Below are 16325 nucleotides of genomic sequence, written 5' to 3' on the forward strand. Positions count from 1 at the left end.
CTTACTTGCGGGTTTTTAACTTAGATAACCCGAAACGCCCGATGCTTTCGCCTTCGGTTATACCGTTAACAATTGATGGCATGTAATGTATGCCCCCGTAAAATCGGCTTACAGATGCTTCTGCAGCCGCGGCTTTAAACGATTTAAAGGTGCGGGCGGGCAGGTCAAAAGCGGTTTCTGTAGAATCCGTAAAGGCGAAGTTATCTCCAAACGTTTTACTTAACACTATTGCCGATGCATTCGATACTACACTATGCCCGCTGGTATATTCAGGAAAAGGCGGTGTTTGCAGTAAAGGCATCCAGCTTTGATCTATATATTCATTAATATAAGTTTCGGGCCTGATTACTTTGCTTTTATACTTCTCGTCCCAACAATTGATAAAGCTATCGGCAATAACAGCGGCCAAACAGGCATAAGTTTCGGCAGTGCGTATATAATCGGCTTTAGCCTTGCGACAAGCCTGGCCCGCAATATTGATCCAATGCCCTCCGGGCGAGATCTTTTTTATGGCAAACATGGTATGCCCGTTGGTATTTACTTTAAACGGGTTATCGTCCCAGTAACTGGCAATTAAGGTTTGCTCGGGCGTTAAATGCGATCCTGCATCTTTTACAGCTAAGGCAAGTTTATAAAAATAACTATCGGGTTTTGAGGAAAAATCTACCGCTTTAGCCGGCTTAAACTGCTGTGCCGAATCTAACAGGAACGGCCGGATATCATTCCAATGCGGCTCTACACCTTTCATGTAAGCCGGCGGGGTTGGCTTCCAGGTGGCATCATCAGTTTGCACATCGTATTTAGCTAACGAGCGGGTTTGTTTGTAATTATCCTTACCTGCCCATTTCAATATTCCATCGGCTATCAGCTTGCCATATTCTATTGAGTTTTGGTAAACTTCATCAGGCATCCCGGTTCCTTTAAATTCCTGCATTAGTTGCTCGTGGAAACTCTCTATCCGCCCCTCAGACATTACCAGGATCTTACCAACCACCAATATAGCGTGCGACGCGGCAAGTGTATAACAGTACTCTTTGCCGGGTATAGGTTTAGGCATTTGCCCAAGCCCATTTAACTGCCCGGCTAATGAAATGTAATGCTTATCGCCGTTACGTGCAGCCTCATAGCCAGCCACAGTTATATAAGCGTAAATACGGCTTGCCACAGGCGGCGAATAAATATCATGAAGCATTACATCTGTTACCTCCCTAACCGACCGATGTATATAGTTAGGGTTTTGCGCCGCTTTCTTCCATTTGCCGTTAGGCCCGCACGAGGCAAAGGAAACTATAGCTAATACTAATACGCAAACTTTCTTCATATGGATAATACCGGTTTAACTACAACAGGGCGTTGCTTCCTCAAAACTATATTTTAATATATATTCTCAAAATATCATTAACCAGCGCGATACATTTCTACCAAATTTTGAGATTATTTTACTAATTAACTATTTTTAAATGCATTTTCTTTACCCTAATTATCAAATTTTACCTGCAGGTTTAAGCGCCAACCAACGCATAAACCCTTGTTTAAAGGGCCTGCAGTACGCTATTTATAAATTTTCGCCAATTATAATATGTTTAACCGCATACAAAAAAAGTATAGCTTATTAGTAGGGGCCGCGCTTTGTTTATTAACCGCCTGCACAAAAAAAGATAGCGGGCCAACACTTTTTAAGTTATTAGACCCGTCATCTACCGGTATAAACTTTAAAAATACCATTGTAGAAAGCGATAGCATCAATATCCTAAATCACCCTTATTTATATAACGGCGCGGGAGTAGGCATAGGCGATTTTAACCATGACGGCTTAGCCGATGTTTATTTTGCGGGCAATATGGTGCCGAGCAAACTTTTTTTAAACAAAGGAAGCTTAAAGTTTGATGATATTACGGCTGTTGCCGGCGTAAATGGCGGCGGCAGGTGGTGCACGGGGGTTTCGGTTATTGATATCAATAACGATGGATGGCTGGATATTTATGTATGCGCATCGTTTAAGAAAGACCCTGCCGAACGTAAAAACTTGTTATATGTAAACCAGGGTGTTAATAAAGCGGGCGTCCCAACCTTTAAAGAGTCGGCAGAAGCTTATGGCCTGCAGGATACCGGCTTTACTACCCAGGCCATATTTTTTGATTATGACCGCGATGGTGACCTTGATGTTTACCTGCTTACCAACGTGCTTGGCAAAAGCACACCGGTAGCTTACCGCCCAAAACAAAATAACGGCACAGCCGAAAACAACGACCGCCTTTACCGCAACAACGGTAACAACACCTTTACTAATGTTACGCGCGAAGCCGGTATTTTATTAGAGGGCTTTGGCAACTCGGTTGCGATTAATGATATTAATAATGACGGCTGGCCGGACATTTATGTGGGTAACGATTTTATTTCTAATGACGCGCTGTACATCAATAACAAGAACGGCACATTTACTAACCGCTCGGCAGAATATTTTAAACACACAGGCTGGTCTGTAATGGGCTCTGATATTGTCGACCTTAACAACGATGGCCTAATGGACCTTGTATCGCTGGAAATGCTCCCTGAGGAGAACCTGCGTAAAAAGACCATGCTGATGGGCGACAATTACATCACCTACATTAATAACAAAAAGTTTAATTACGAGCACCAATACATCCGTAATGTGCTTCAGATGAACCAGGGCCAATTGCCCAACGGTAAACCACAATTTAGCGAAATAGCTTTCATGGCGGGTATTTACCAAACCGACTGGAGCTGGACGCCCTTAGTTGCCGACTATGATAACGACGGCTATAGGGATATGGTAATAACGAATGGCTACCCGCGCGATGTTACCGACCTTGACCATGCGCTTTACACAAACGGCCAGGGCCGCACGGTAAAAGAGAACACTACACTTGCCGCTGCAGATTCGTTCCCGGTGGTAAAAACGGCGAGTTATGCTTTTAGGAACCGTGGCGGATACCAGTTTAACGATGAGTCTAAAAACTGGGGTATTGTTAAGCCTACTTTTTCTACCGGTGGCGTTTATACCGACCTGGATAACGACGGCGACATGGACCTTATCATAAACAATATTGATGATGATGCTTTTGTATACGAAAACACCCTGAATACTAAAGCCAAATTAAACCCTGCCGGCCATTACCTGAATGTTAAACTAATTGGCGATGCTAAAAACACAGGTGCTATAGGCGCCACCATCCGTATTTACTATAGTGGCAAACAACAGGTTTACGACCAGCAGCCCTGCCGTGGTTATATGAGCACTGTAGATGCACTTGCACATTTTGGCCTGGGCAGCACAAACACTGTAGATTCGTTACGCATACGTTGGGCCGATGGCAAAACGCAGCTTTTAACAAATATTAAGGCCAACCAGGGTATTACTTTAAATTATAAAAATGGCGGGGGCAGCATCCCCGCGGGCATACTTCAAAAAACGGCGCCCGTATTTAAATCGGTTGCAGATCAATCGGGTATTAAATATCTGCATACAGAGAAAGATGCTATTGACTATAATATCCAACCCACTCTGCCTCATAAACTTAGCCAGTATGGGCCGGCAATAGCGATTGGGGATATTGACAATAATGGGTTCGACGATATGTATGTAGGTGGCGCGGCAGGAACAAAAGGGGTGTTTTTTATGCAAAACAAAAACGGCGGCTTTGCTATAGATAACAGCCGCTTTTTGCACGAAGATTATAAGGACGAGGAAGACATGGGCGCGCTGATATTTGACGCCAATGGCGATGGCTGGCCAGACCTTTATGTAGTAAGCGGCAGTTACGAGTTCCCGAAGAACCACACCACCGCCCAGGACAGGCTTTACATCAATAATAAAAAAGGGCGGTTTGAGCGTGATTACTCGGCAGTGCCGGTAGAATATGACAATGGGTCGTGTGTACGTGCCGCGGATTATGACGGCGACGGCGACCTTGACCTTTTTGTCGGCGGGCGCTCGGTATCGGGAGCATACCCGTCATCGCCGGTAAGCCACATTTTCCGTAACGACGGCGGAAAGTTTACAGATGTTACTGCCGAAATTTGCACCGATCTGGTACACGGTGGCATGATAACCGATGCTCTATGGAGTGATTTTGATAACGACGGGCACCCCGACCTGGTTGTAGTTGGCGAATGGATGCCGGTTACTTTTTATAAGAACAATGGCAGTAACTTCACCAAAATAAATAACACGACAGGCATTGCCCGGCAAGTAGGCTGGTGGAACAGCCTTGTAGCCGGCGACTTTAATAATGACGGTAAAACAGACTACATAGCCGGCAACTTAGGCCAAAATTCAAATTATAAAGCGTCGGCCACACACCCCATGACCATCCTGGGTAAAGACATGGATAACAATGGCTCATTCGATGCGATGATATTTTGTTACATGAAAGCCGAAGATGGCTCTCAAAGACAGTTCCCGATGCATACGCGCGATGATCTGATAAGCCAGGTAATTGGTATCCGTAAAAAATACCCAACCTACAATGGATTTGGCCGCGCCACCATGCAGGACCTATGGAATGACGAAGACCGCAAGAACGCCATACAACTTACCGCCACCAATATGAATACATGCTTTATTGAGAACAAAGGCGGTGGCAAATTCAATATAACCGCGTTACCATTAGCGGCACAAACCGCGCCCGTTTATGGCATGGTAGCTAAGGATGTTGATCTTGATGGTAGCCTCGACCTGCTAATGGCCGGTAACGATTTTGGGATGGAGCCATTCACCGGCAGGCATGATGCTTTTATGGGCCTATATTTAAAAGGAAACGGCAAAGGTGGCTTTACAGATATTAAAATGCCACAAAGCGGCTTATGTATAAGCGGCGACGCAAAGGGGCTGGCATCTATACAGTGTGGCAATAAAGAATTGCTTGTTGCAACCCAAAACCAGGATAGCATTAGAGTTTACCAGCAAACAAACATCAGGCCTTACAAATGGCTCAAATTAAACCCTACCGATTTCTACGCGGAGCTCACCACCAAAAAGGGCACCAAACAAAAAGTAGAATTTTATTATGGATCAACCTATCTGTCGCAATCCTCTCGCGGGATAAAGGTAGATGGCAATGTTGCAAGCGTGGTTATTTTTGATTACTCGGGAAGAAAAAGGCAAATAAAAATTTAGGCGGTTACCCGCAATTTGATTTTAATTATCAAATTTAGGCTTTGGTCATGCATAAGACAAATGGCTTATACAATTAATTTTTTGAAATGCTAACAATCGAAAATTATCTTGACAGTCATTATATTCATAAAAGTAATTGGCTGCGAGCTGCCGTTTTAGGGGCGAATGATGGTATCATTTCTATATCAAGCCTTGCTATTGGGGTTGCTGCCGCCAGCAGCACGCGTGAGCCGGTCATTTTGGCTACTGTTGCCGGCCTTGTTGCGGGTGCACTGTCTATGGCAGCAGGTGAATATGTATCGGTAAGTTCCCAGACGGATACAGAAAAGGCAGACATTGAGCGCGAAAAGATAGAATTAAGAGAGATGCCCGAGGCGGAACTACACATCCTGGCGGAGATATACGAAAAGCGTGGATTACAAAAAGAAACGGCTATGCAGGTAGCCAAAGAGCTTATGGAAGCGGATGCATTAGGGGCACATATACGTGATGAACTAGGGATCAATGAGATCAGCCAGGCTAAGCCCATACAGGCTGCATTGGCTTCCGGCTTGTCTTTTACGGCCGGCGGCGTTTTGCCGCTGTTGGTAATATTATTTTCCCCTATAACGCAAATAGAATACTTCCTTTACGGGTTCACAATTTTATTTCTGATCCTTTTAGGTGCTATAGCCGCAAAAACGGGGGGATCGAGCATTCAGAAGGCTATTTTAAGGATTACCGTTTGGGGTACGCTGGCCATGGGTCTGTCAGCTCTTGTAGGGCTCTTATTTGGCGTCAAAGTTTAATTACTGCCCGTGCTGGTATTGATCCAATTATCAGGCCCGGAAGAATATCGCCTCCCGACCGTCTCCAAGCAGCCTGATAAATTATAGCGTTTGGACAACGTTAAGGCCATAAATAAATTTAAGCCGGGCTGTAATAAGCAGCCTTAGCTTACCTGATGAATGCCACACTGCGGCACACTTTATTTATGTGTAATATCTGAAGAAGGATTTTCCGACACCTTATAACTTTCCAGTGTTTCATACAATTGTTTTTTGATCTGTTTAACTATTATCCTTGGAGAAAGCACACGGATTTTTGATCCAAAACCTAATAGCTCGCGCTCCAATTCAAAATTCATAATTACGCGTATGCTAAAATTTTGCCTGATCCGTCCTCGCTTATTAGCTTTTGCGTATGATGTAAAGGTTTGGTTATTACATTCTATCCACTCCAATCCTTTCAGATTATCGTTTTTCTCAAAGTCGACAACAGGTGCGCTTTGTGTTGTTTGCGTATAGATCTTGTCCCCAAGCTTACTCACAATTTCGTTCAAGTCGTTAAAATGACTAAAATGCTTTAGTAAACCAGATACCTCTCTTAGTACCTGCATATCCTGTTGGTTAAGCGGCGGCTTACACCGGTATCAATCCCCTGGTATTCATAAATGGCATCGCTATAAGCTTCTATCAGGCCATCAAAAGTCCATTTCTTAAACCGGTTTAACATTCTTTATCGGATCAACTATTTCGCATGGTCACATCCAGTCAATAAGCGGAACAGCCAGTAAAATCAGTTATTTTAATGATCTTATTTCCAATTAATTTATATTTTTGAGAAGAAGAATCCTATAATGCCTTATCAACCCGGTCTACATATTTTAGCTGAATTTTCTGCGGCCGATATCGGTTCGCTCTCTTCTTCGGCAGCATGCAAAATATTTTTTAATAAAATTATTGCCCGGTATTCGTTGGAAAAAGTAGGCGAGGTTTACCATGATTTTGATGGCGCGGGTTTTACGGCCGTAGTTTGCTTAACAGAATCCCATTTATCAATACACACCTGGCCGGAATTTAACCTGGCAACTTTTGATATCTTTTTATCAAACTATCAAAAGGATAATACTGAAAAAGTAAGGCTCATTTATACTGACGTCCTAAACTTTTTTGAGGGCGTCGAGATCAAAAAAACTGAACTGGTAAGGTAATATGGCTACAATTAACTTAAAGTCTTTCCCTTATTCAGAAGATGTTAGCTGCCCGAAATGCAAGTACATCATTACCCTTTACGACCCCGAAGGAAGTGAGTTTTGTGTATGCCCGGCCTGCCATTCGTTCATCCGTTTTGCAAATGGCAGTAACCCCGTTATACAAAAGAACGCGCCGCCTATATCGCAACAGCCGGTATTAAAGCTTGGTAATGTGGGGAACATATATGGTTACGACTTTAAGGTTATTGGTTATATAGAAAAAAAGGAACAGGCTACAAGATATGCCTGGCGCGAATACATACTTTATAATTATGAAAAAGGCTACGCCAACTTTGCCGAATATGACGGCCACTGGACGTTTGTTGCCGGTAAAGCCTTTTATCCAAACCTTGATAATTTAAGTGACCGTAGCTGGGATTTTATTAATTACGAGGAAAACGAATATAACCTGTTCAATAAATATACCGCCGTAACTACAGCGCTAATAGGCGAGTTTGACTGGGATATACTAACCGAAAAAGCCAAAACAGCTGAGTTTGTTTCACCGCCAAACATTATTTACAAAGAACAGGACAAACCGGGATCAAAAACTGCCGATTTTTATCTGGGGCGATACACCGAGCCTGAATTAATTGCTGAAGCTTTTAAAACCGATCTTAAACTTTTTCCTGATAAGATAGGGATAGGTGCAAACCAGCCTTCGCTGCATGCTAAAAGATGGTTTGCTGTATATAAACTGGTGCCGGTGTTGATATTACTTGTAGCTGTTATCGGTCTGTTGGCATCGTATCTTAATCCGCAATATACGGTGATGGATAAAGACTTTTTTATTACCAGCGATAGTACTAAGGTTAACGAGTTTAAGCCTTTTGTTACGCCGCCATTCACCTTAAATAAACAATCATCGCTGGAGTTTTTGATAAGGGCTAATATGGATAATAACTGGCTGGAAGCAACAGTTGTGCTGGTAAACGAAGCCGATAACCAAAGCTGGGAAGTTACGGAAAGTGTAGAGTACTATCATGGTTACGAAGACGGGGAATCGTGGTCTGAGGGGTCTCAGGAGGCAAATGTGTTGTTATCGGCAATCCCGGCAGGTAAATACCATTTAAACATCTATCCCGCCTCGGGCGATGTTACTGCCAACAATTTACACATAAGCATTGACGCCAACCCGGTCATATGGCGTAATGTATGGGTTACCATTTTGCTGCTTTGCCTGTATCCAATCTACGCATGGGCAAGGATGAGGAATTACGAAAAGAAACGCTGGATGAGCAGCGATTATTCACCTTACGAAACAGACGATTAATGAAAACTATAAAAGCGGGGAATATTTACCTGGTGCTGGCCATATTAATCATAGGTTACTACGCGTATTCGGCATTAAACGGAATTGCTTTTTGGGAAAGCAGCAGCGTAACCCGTAATACTCAATACAATAGCAATAGCCGCGTTAGGGGCGCACATGCATTTTATCACAAATAAAACCATCATATTATGAGCTTACACGATCTGATCAACATTAAATACATTATCGCATCGGTATTGTATTCGGCTATAGGCATCATTATTCTGCTGATCTCTTACTGGATAATTGAAAAATTAACTCCCGAGAATTTATGGAAGGAAATTGTAGAGAAGCATAACATTGCACTTGCTATTGTTTGCGCCTCTTTCATGATAGCGGTTGCTATAATCATCAGTTCGGCTATTCACGGGTAAAATTACATGAATAAAAAACTGCACGCCCTGCTGCTTATCTCGGTATTTGTAGTAGCAACCTGCGGCCTTATCTATGAACTTATTGCCGGCACGCTGGCCAGCTATCTGCTTGGCGACTCGGTAACGCAATTTAGTACCATCATTGGTGTGTACCTGTTCTCGATGGGGCTGGGTTCATGGGTGTCTAAATATTTCGAAAAAAATATCATCTCTTGGTTTATACAGCTGGAGATATTGGTAGGCATAGTTGGCGGAACAAGCTCTACTATTTTGTTTTTAGTGTTCGAGAGCGTAGCCTCATTCCGCATTATTTTATACGGTTTGGTGGGCATCACCGGCATCTTGGTTGGCCTGGAGATACCCTTGCTTATGCGAATATTAAAAGACCGCTATGAGTTTAAAGATCTTGTATCAAAGGTTTTTACGTTTGATTACATCGGCGCTTTATTAGCGTCACTCATTTTTCCTCTGCTACTTATACCCTACCTGGGGCTTATCAAAACATCCTACATGGTTGGGATACTGAATGTAGGTGTAGCTCTTATAGTTTGTATCAATTTCAGGAAAGAAATAAAGGCGGCAGCTTACCTGCAAACCAGCGCTATTATTAGCATTTTAGCTTTACTTGTTGGTTTTGTTTACGCAGGCGTGATCACCAATTTTTCGGAAAGCCTTACGTATGCAGATACTATTATTTATTCAAAAAGCACACCTTATCAACGCATCATCTTAACCAAAAAAGGTAAGGTGCTGCGCTTGTTCCTTAACGGTAATTTACAGTTTAGCTCGGATGATGAGTATCGCTATCACGAAGCGTTGGTGCATCCCGGCCTGCAAGCTTTACCAAACGCTAAAGATATTTTGGTAATGGGCGGCGGCGACGGACTGGCTGTACGCGAAATACTGAAATACCCAAATGTGCAAACCGTTACGCTGGTTGACCTGGATAAGGGCATGACAAACTTATTCAAATCAAACCGGATGCTGCTTAACCTCAATAAAAGCTCACTGCTATCTCCTAAAGTAAATGTGATAAACGCCGATGCTTTTACCTGGCTCCGCCAAAACAAAAGGAAGTTTGATTTTATGGTGATAGATTTTCCTGACCCTTCGAATTACTCGGTAGGAAAACTATATACCAACTCCTTTTATCAGCTGGCAAAAACTGTTTTAACGCCGGGAGGCATTATGGTTATACAGGCTACATCACCATACGTGGCACCAAAATCATTTTGGACGGTTGATACCACGCTGCGGTCGGTGGGATTACATACCATTCCATATCATAACAATGTGCCGTCGTTTGGCGAGTGGGGTTACATTATGGCAACCGAAAGCTCAATTTATAAAAAGCCAACCACGTTTTTACCCGGCATGCGGTTCATGACCAAAGAAAGCCTCGACCTGATGTTTTACTTCCCTAAGGATATGGCGAAGGTTAAAACAGAAGTAAACAAGCTAAATAACCAGGTTCTTGTAAAATATTTTGAAGATGAGTGGTCATCCGTTTTATAAGCGCCGGGGCTTTATAAACGGTTTAAGCCGCCGTTCATTTTTGCTTAAAGCAGGGCTGGTTACTACAGGTATTTTGTTAAACAGCTGCATCCGTAAGGTAAAACCCGGCAGCCAATACAAAAATATTAAGGGTAGTATTAAAGGCCCCAATGCCAAGGCAGGCCATATCCTGCGCGATAAATTACCTTTGCCGGTTCCAGGCTCTACCCGGCGGGTAAAAACTTTAATAATAGGTGGGGGGATCTCAGGGCTATCGGCAGCGCGCTGGTTAAAAAAACAAGGTTACACGGATTTTGAATTGCTGGAACTGGAGGATCATGTTGGTGGCAACTCTCATTCGCGCAAAAATGATATTTCGGCATATCCTTTAGGCGCACATTACATTACCATTGTAAACAATGAAGATAAATTGATAACCGAATTTTTGCAGGATTGCAATGTAATTACCGGTTTTGAAAACAACCTGCCCGTTTACAACGAATACTACCTGTGTTTTGACCCCGAAGAACGCCTGCTTATTAATGGCCAATGGCAGGAAGGCATAGTGCCTGATTTTAGCTTAACCCCGAGTGACAAAGCAGAGGTGAAAAAATTTTTCGCCCTTATTGATGCGTTTAAAAAAGCCAAAGGCAGCGATGGCAAGTATGGGTTTGATATCCCTGTAGATAATAGCAGTGCCGATGAAAATTTCAGGGTGTTGGATGGTATAACGTTTAAGGAATATTTGCAACAGCAACAATTTACTTCTAAATATTTACTGTGGTATTTAAATTACTGTTGCAAGGATGATTATGGGCAAAAAATAGATAAAGTATCTGCCTGGGCAGGTATCCATTATTTTGCGTCGCGCAGGGGCAAGGCCGCCAATGCAGAAAGTAACGCGGTGCTTACATGGCCCGAAGGAAATGGCTGGCTTACTAACAGACTGAGCGAAACTGTTGCCGGTCATATCCGTAAGGGTAGTATGTGTTACAACGTTAGTTACGATGAGCAAGGCCGGGTTGTAGCTAACATATACAACATTGCCAATAATACTACAAGCACTATTGTTGCTGATAACGTTATTATGGCAACACCGCAATTTGTAAACCAAAGATTATTTAAAGAAACCATAACCCGCCCCATAGACTACCAGGCGCTTAATTATTCCTCATGGTTTGTAGCAAATATAACGGTAAAACGCTTACCCCAAACAAAAGGGGCTGGTTTGTGCTGGGATAATGTAGCGTTTGATACGCCATCGGTAGGCTACGTAAACGCGGGCCAGCAGGCCGTTAGCCAAAGTAACGAGAAAAAAGTTTTAACCTGGTACCTACCCCTTTGCGACCACGAACCACGTATTGCCCGTTTGGCAGCATACACCCGAACGTACGAGCAATGGATGGATATAATGATGCCTGAATTGGAATACATGCACCCCCGCATTACTGATGCTATTGAAAACGTAGAATGTTGGATTTGGGGCCATGGGATGATATACCCGGCCGTAAACTACATTTGGGGCAAAAACAGGAAAGCGGCACAACAACCGGTTAAAAACAACGTGTTTTTTGCGCATACAGATCTTAGCGGGATATCTATATTTGAAGAGGCGTTTCACCAGGGCGTACGAGCAGCCAGCCAGCTTTTAGCAATTTATGATAAGCAAGCAAACACATAAACAGCCATGGCTTCACTCACCTGTAATTGATGGAATTTTTATCCTATCGCCGCCGTTTGTAGCCTTACTGCTTGTTGCCTGTTTCCCAACGCAGTTTCAGGCGGCATCAACTATCCCGGTTTATTACTGGCTTTTTCTGGTTGTTTTTATTGATGTTGCGCATGTCTACAGCACCCTGTACCGCACCTATTTTATACAGGGCGCATATAAAAAAGATGCATTCCTGATCATTATCCCAATAGCCTGTTACATTGTTGGTGTGTTGCTTCATACTTATGACGGTATGCTTTTTTGGCGTGTGTTGGCTTATCTGGCGGTGTTTCATTTTGTAAGGCAACAGTATGGTTTTATGCGGCTCTACTCAAGGCAGGAAAAAGTTAACTCCACCTTCAGGTTTATAGATAATATTGCTATCTATACAGCTACCATCTACCCGCTATTTTATTGGCATTTTGACGGCAATAGGGATTTCAGCTGGTTCGTAGAGAATGACATCGTTTCTTTTCATTCACCGTTGTTATTGAACATCGGGCTTGGTGCCTATCTGCTTATTATAACAGCTTATATTGTTAAGGAACTTATATATGTAGCGAGAACAAAGAAGGTTAACCTGCCCCGTAATCTATTGATAGGGGGTACGTTCTTGTCATGGTATTTTGGCATCGTTTATTATAACGGCGATATGGCCTTTACCACTCTAAATGTTATCTCTCATGGTATCCCATACATGGCTTTAATATGGATCTTTGAAAAAAGGAGACAAGGCGCAAGTGCGAACGAAAACGTTATTGTTAAGTACACTTTTAATAAATATGGTGGGGTACTGTACTTTGTACTGCTGCTGGCTCTATTTGCTTACGTTGAAGAGGGATTGTGGGATGGGATGATATGGAAGGAACATGGAAGCGTTTTTACTATATTTTCCGGTTTGCCCCAAATAAGTAATCAGCAATTGTTAGCGCTACTGGTACCTCTTCTTGCTCTACCCCAATCTGCTCATTACATCTTGGACGGCTTTATTTGGAAATTTAAAAAGACAACTTAATATTGCTCTTGTTTAATTTTTGGTGGATATTAGATTGATACGTAAAAGATGTTAATTTGGTATGCTCTGAAAATGAAAACCCCTTAAATGAGGTCATTTAAGGGGTTTTTAATATTTAATATTCAAAAGCGGAATGGACGGGACTCGAACCCGCGACCTCCTGCGTGACAGGCAGGCATTCTAACCAGCTGAACTACCACTCCGTTTGGGACTGCAAATATACGCACCTTTTTGTTTTACACAACTCTTTTTTAAAATTTCTCATATTTATTGTTTTGCCTTAATTCACGTCATGCAGACACTTTATCAAAAATTACATTAAATTCGTTTTTAAATACCAATTATTAAAGGCTCCTGTAACCTCAAAATTCAAAAAAGCATGCTGCTATTAGGCATCGATATAGGCACTTCATCGGTAAAAGCATGCGTTGTTAATGCTGATAACCAAAGCGTTATAGCATCCGCCCAATACCCTGATGAAGAATCGCCAATCATTTCGCCGCGAAGCGGCTGGGCCGAGCAGTCGCCCGAGATGTGGTGGCAGCAAACGCAGCAGGCCCTGGCACTGTGCATAAAAAAAGGTGGTTTCGAGGCTAAAAATATTTCTGCAATTGGTATCGCTTACCAGATGCATGGCCTTGTTTTGGTGGATAAAGATCAAAATTTACTTCGCGACAGTATCATTTGGTGCGATAGCAGGGCTGTAGAAATTGGTGATAATGCATTTAACGGCATCGGTAAAGAAACTTGTTTGTCGCGCTTGCTCAACTCACCGGGTAATTTTACAGCTTCAAAACTGGCATGGGTAAAGCAAAACGAGCCGGATGTATATCATAAGATAGACAAGATCATGCTACCCGGCGATTATATAGCCATGAAATTAACGGGCGAGATCACCACCTCGGCATCAGCATTATCCGAAGGCATTTTTTTCGATTTTCAGGCTAACGAACTCTCTAAAGATGTTACAGAATACTTTGGCTTTAGCGATAAATTGTTCCCTGAGGTTAAACCTGTATTTTCACCACATGGAAGTGTAAGGGATGACGTGGCCCAACAATTAGGTATTACTCCCGGCATCCCGGTTACCTACAAGGCCGGCGACCAGCCCAACAACGCCTTATCTCTAAACGTGCTTAAACCTGGTGAGGTAGCCGCAACGGCAGGTACATCAGGCGTTATATACGGCGTAAGCGACCTGTTGGCATATGACCCACAGTCGCGCGTAAATACATTTGCGCACGTTAATTATACCAGCGAGCTTAAACGCCTTGGTGTTTTGCTTTGCATTAACGGAACCGGCAGTTTATACCGATGGATAAAAAACGCCTTTGGCGTTGGCCTTACTTATGAGCAAATGAATGCCGAAGCAGCAAAAGCACCAATCGGAAGTGATGGCCTGCGTATCTTGCCATTCGGCAATGGTGCCGAGCGGATGCTTAACAACAAACGGGTTGGCGCGCATTTGCATAACATAGATTTGAATGTGCATACCACGGCCCATATTTTCAGGGCAGCGCAGGAGGGTATTGCCTGCGCGTTCCGGTACGGATTAGATATTATGCGCGGGAATGGCATGAACCCAACCGTTATACGCGCCGGTAAAACCAATATGTTCCTCAGCAACCTTTTCACCCAAACGTTTGTAAATGCAACAGGTGTACCGGTAGAGCTTTACAATAATGATGGCAGCCTGGGCGCGGCTTTAGGTGCGGGCATTGGTGCCGGGATCTATTCTTCGCAAGCGGATGCGTTTAGCAAAGCCGGGCGCGTGGACTACATCGAACCAAATAATTATAAAGCCTTTGAGGCTATTTATCAGGATTGGAAAGCTATATTAGAAAAGCATTTGGAAGACATGCAGGATGACAAGAGTAAGGAAAAGGACAGCGTAAATCACTAATTCAATAAAATCACTAAATAATCCCATGGGAATACTAACAGGAGAAAAGGAGTTTTTTAAAGGCATAGGCCAGGTTAAGTACGAAGGGCAGCAATCAGACAACCCGCTGGCCTTTCGCTGGTATGATGCTGATAAGGTTGTGGCCGGCAAAACCATGAAGGATCATCTGCGCTTTGCATGTGCCTACTGGCATTCGTTCAACGGTACCGGTGCAGATCCTTTTGGCGGCGCTACGCACGTTTTCCCATGGGATGCCAAGGCAGATGCCATTGAGCGTGCTAAGGGCAAAATGGACGCCGCTTTTGAATTCATCACCAAAATGAATTTGCCTTACTACTGCTTCCATGATGTGGATGTGGTAGACTATACCAATGACCTAAACGAAAATGACCGCCGCCTGCAAACTATGGTTGAGTATGCCAAACAAAAGCAGGCCGATAGCGGCGTTAAGCTACTTTGGGGTACCGCCAATGTGTTCAGCCATTCACGCTATATGAACGGGGCATCAACCAACCCCGATTTTCACGCGCTGGCGCATGCGGGGGCACAGGTAAAAGCCGCTATCGACGCCACCATTGCCCTCGGCGGCGAAAACTACGTTTTCTGGGGCGGGCGCGAGGGCTATATGACCCTGCTCAACACAAATATGAAACGTGAGCAGGAGCATCTTGCCCGGTTTTTACACACTGCAAAGGATTACGCCCGCAAGCAAGGTTTTAAGGGCACATTCTTTATAGAACCCAAACCCTGCGAACCCACCAAACACCAGTACGATTATGACGCGGCCACCGTACTTGGCTTTTTACAGAAGTACGATCTTCTAAACGATTTTAAACTGAACCTTGAGGTTAACCATGCCACACTTGCCGGCCATACTTTTCAGCACGAGTTGCAGGTTGCTGCAGATGCCGGCCTGTTAGGCTCCATAGACGCTAATCGTGGCGATGAACAAAACGGCTGGGACACCGATCAGTTCCCTACCAACGTGGCCGAGGTTACCGAATATATGCTTATAATTTTGCAGGCGGGTGGCTTTGCGGGCGGGGGCATAAACTTTGATGCCAAGATCCGTCGGAACTCTACCGATCCTGCCGACCTGTTTTACGCCCACATTGGTGGTATGGACGTTTTTGCAAGGGCGTTAATAGCTGCCGATAATATTCTCCAAAAATCTGATTACAAAAAGATCCGTGCCGATAGGTATGCGTCTTTTGACAGCGGCGCAGGTGCCGACTTTGAGGCTGGCAAACTTTCGTTAGAAGACCTGCGCAAATATGCCGGCGAAAATGGCGAGCCCGCGGTTACCAGTGGCAAACAAGAATACCTCGAGAATTTGATTAACCGATATATATAACTAATATT

The 16325-nt window shown here is 43.7% G+C and carries 14 protein-coding genes and 1 tRNA gene; 11 read left to right on the forward strand and 4 right to left on the reverse strand.

From position 1 onward, the window contains the following. Window position 1: 1 nt before the first annotated feature. Window positions 2–1321 carry a vanadium-dependent haloperoxidase gene (locus ACFQZI_RS15685; RefSeq protein WP_377144082.1) on the reverse strand — a complete coding sequence of 440 codons (1320 nt, stop codon included), beginning with the start codon at window positions 1319–1321 and terminating at the stop codon, window positions 2–4. A gap of 258 nt (window positions 1322–1579) precedes the next feature. Here ACFQZI_RS15685 and ACFQZI_RS15690 point away from each other — a divergent pair, with 258 nt between their 5' ends. Continuing rightward, a complete protein-coding gene (locus tag ACFQZI_RS15690) occupies window positions 1580–5140 on the forward strand; it encodes a VCBS repeat-containing protein (protein WP_377144084.1) in 3561 nt (1186 codons plus the stop codon). An 86-nt stretch (window positions 5141–5226) separates the two neighbouring features. Next, window positions 5227–5928, forward strand: a complete 702-nt coding sequence (locus tag ACFQZI_RS15695; protein WP_377144086.1) for a VIT1/CCC1 transporter family protein — start codon at window positions 5227–5229, stop codon at window positions 5926–5928. Between the two features lie 179 nt (window positions 5929–6107). Here the strand turns inward: ACFQZI_RS15695 and ACFQZI_RS15700 are convergent, their stop codons facing one another. Both ACFQZI_RS15700 and ACFQZI_RS15705 read right to left on the reverse strand, forming a co-directional pair. Then, window positions 6108–6518: a hypothetical protein gene (locus ACFQZI_RS15700; RefSeq protein WP_377144088.1), complete on the reverse strand. Its 411-nt coding sequence runs from the start codon at window positions 6516–6518 to the stop codon at window positions 6108–6110. Further along, complete coding sequence (locus tag ACFQZI_RS15705; RefSeq protein ID WP_377144090.1) at window positions 6506–6634, reverse strand: hypothetical protein; 129 nt, start codon at window positions 6632–6634, stop codon at window positions 6506–6508. The genes ACFQZI_RS15700 and ACFQZI_RS15705 overlap by 13 nt, the downstream gene beginning before the upstream one ends. 124 nt (window positions 6635–6758) lie before the next feature. Between ACFQZI_RS15705 and ACFQZI_RS15710 the strand changes: the two genes are divergently transcribed. Genes ACFQZI_RS15710 through ACFQZI_RS15740 form a run of 7 tightly spaced genes read left to right on the forward strand, consistent with a single transcriptional unit; the run spans window position 6759 to window position 13060 of the window. Further along, window positions 6759–7112: an S-adenosylmethionine decarboxylase family protein gene (locus ACFQZI_RS15710; RefSeq protein WP_377144092.1), complete on the forward strand. Its 354-nt coding sequence runs from the start codon at window positions 6759–6761 to the stop codon at window positions 7110–7112. A gap of 1 nt (window position 7113) precedes the next feature. Continuing rightward, the gene (locus ACFQZI_RS15715; protein WP_377144094.1) at window positions 7114–8427 is read left to right on the forward strand and encodes a DUF4178 domain-containing protein; all 1314 of its coding nucleotides are present in this window, start codon (window positions 7114–7116) and stop codon (window positions 8425–8427) included. After that, the gene (locus tag ACFQZI_RS15720; RefSeq protein WP_377144096.1) at window positions 8427–8603 is read left to right on the forward strand and encodes a hypothetical protein; all 177 of its coding nucleotides are present in this window, start codon (window positions 8427–8429) and stop codon (window positions 8601–8603) included. Before ACFQZI_RS15715 ends, ACFQZI_RS15720 begins: the two co-directional genes overlap by 1 nt. 12 nt (window positions 8604–8615) lie before the next feature. Further along, entirely contained in the window at window positions 8616–8840 is a 225-nt protein-coding gene (locus tag ACFQZI_RS15725; protein ID WP_377144098.1) for a DUF350 domain-containing protein, read from the forward strand. Window positions 8841–8846: 6 nt separating this feature from the next. Then, window positions 8847–10355, forward strand: a complete 1509-nt coding sequence (locus ACFQZI_RS15730) for a polyamine aminopropyltransferase (protein WP_377144100.1) — start codon at window positions 8847–8849, stop codon at window positions 10353–10355. Then, the gene (locus ACFQZI_RS15735) at window positions 10333–12015 is read left to right on the forward strand and encodes an FAD-dependent oxidoreductase (RefSeq protein ID WP_377144103.1); all 1683 of its coding nucleotides are present in this window, start codon (window positions 10333–10335) and stop codon (window positions 12013–12015) included. Before ACFQZI_RS15730 ends, ACFQZI_RS15735 begins: the two co-directional genes overlap by 23 nt. Beyond that, complete coding sequence (locus ACFQZI_RS15740) at window positions 11993–13060, forward strand: hypothetical protein (protein WP_377144105.1); 1068 nt, start codon at window positions 11993–11995, stop codon at window positions 13058–13060. The genes ACFQZI_RS15735 and ACFQZI_RS15740 overlap by 23 nt, the downstream gene beginning before the upstream one ends. 129 nt (window positions 13061–13189) lie before the next feature. Here the strand turns inward: ACFQZI_RS15740 and ACFQZI_RS15745 are convergent. Beyond that, a tRNA-Asp gene (locus tag ACFQZI_RS15745) sits at window positions 13190–13263 on the reverse strand. Between the two features lie 176 nt (window positions 13264–13439). Here ACFQZI_RS15745 and ACFQZI_RS15750 point away from each other — a divergent pair. Both ACFQZI_RS15750 and xylA read left to right on the forward strand, forming a co-directional pair. After that, entirely contained in the window at window positions 13440–14963 is a 1524-nt protein-coding gene (locus tag ACFQZI_RS15750) for a xylulokinase (protein WP_377144107.1), read from the forward strand. Between the two features lie 25 nt (window positions 14964–14988). Next, complete coding sequence (gene xylA / locus ACFQZI_RS15755) at window positions 14989–16317, forward strand: xylose isomerase (RefSeq protein ID WP_377144109.1); 1329 nt, start codon at window positions 14989–14991, stop codon at window positions 16315–16317. Window positions 16318–16325 lie beyond the last annotated feature (8 nt).

It is taken from the genome of Mucilaginibacter lutimaris, assembly GCF_042676625.1.
Lineage (GTDB): Bacteria > Bacteroidota > Bacteroidia > Sphingobacteriales > Sphingobacteriaceae > Mucilaginibacter > Mucilaginibacter lutimaris.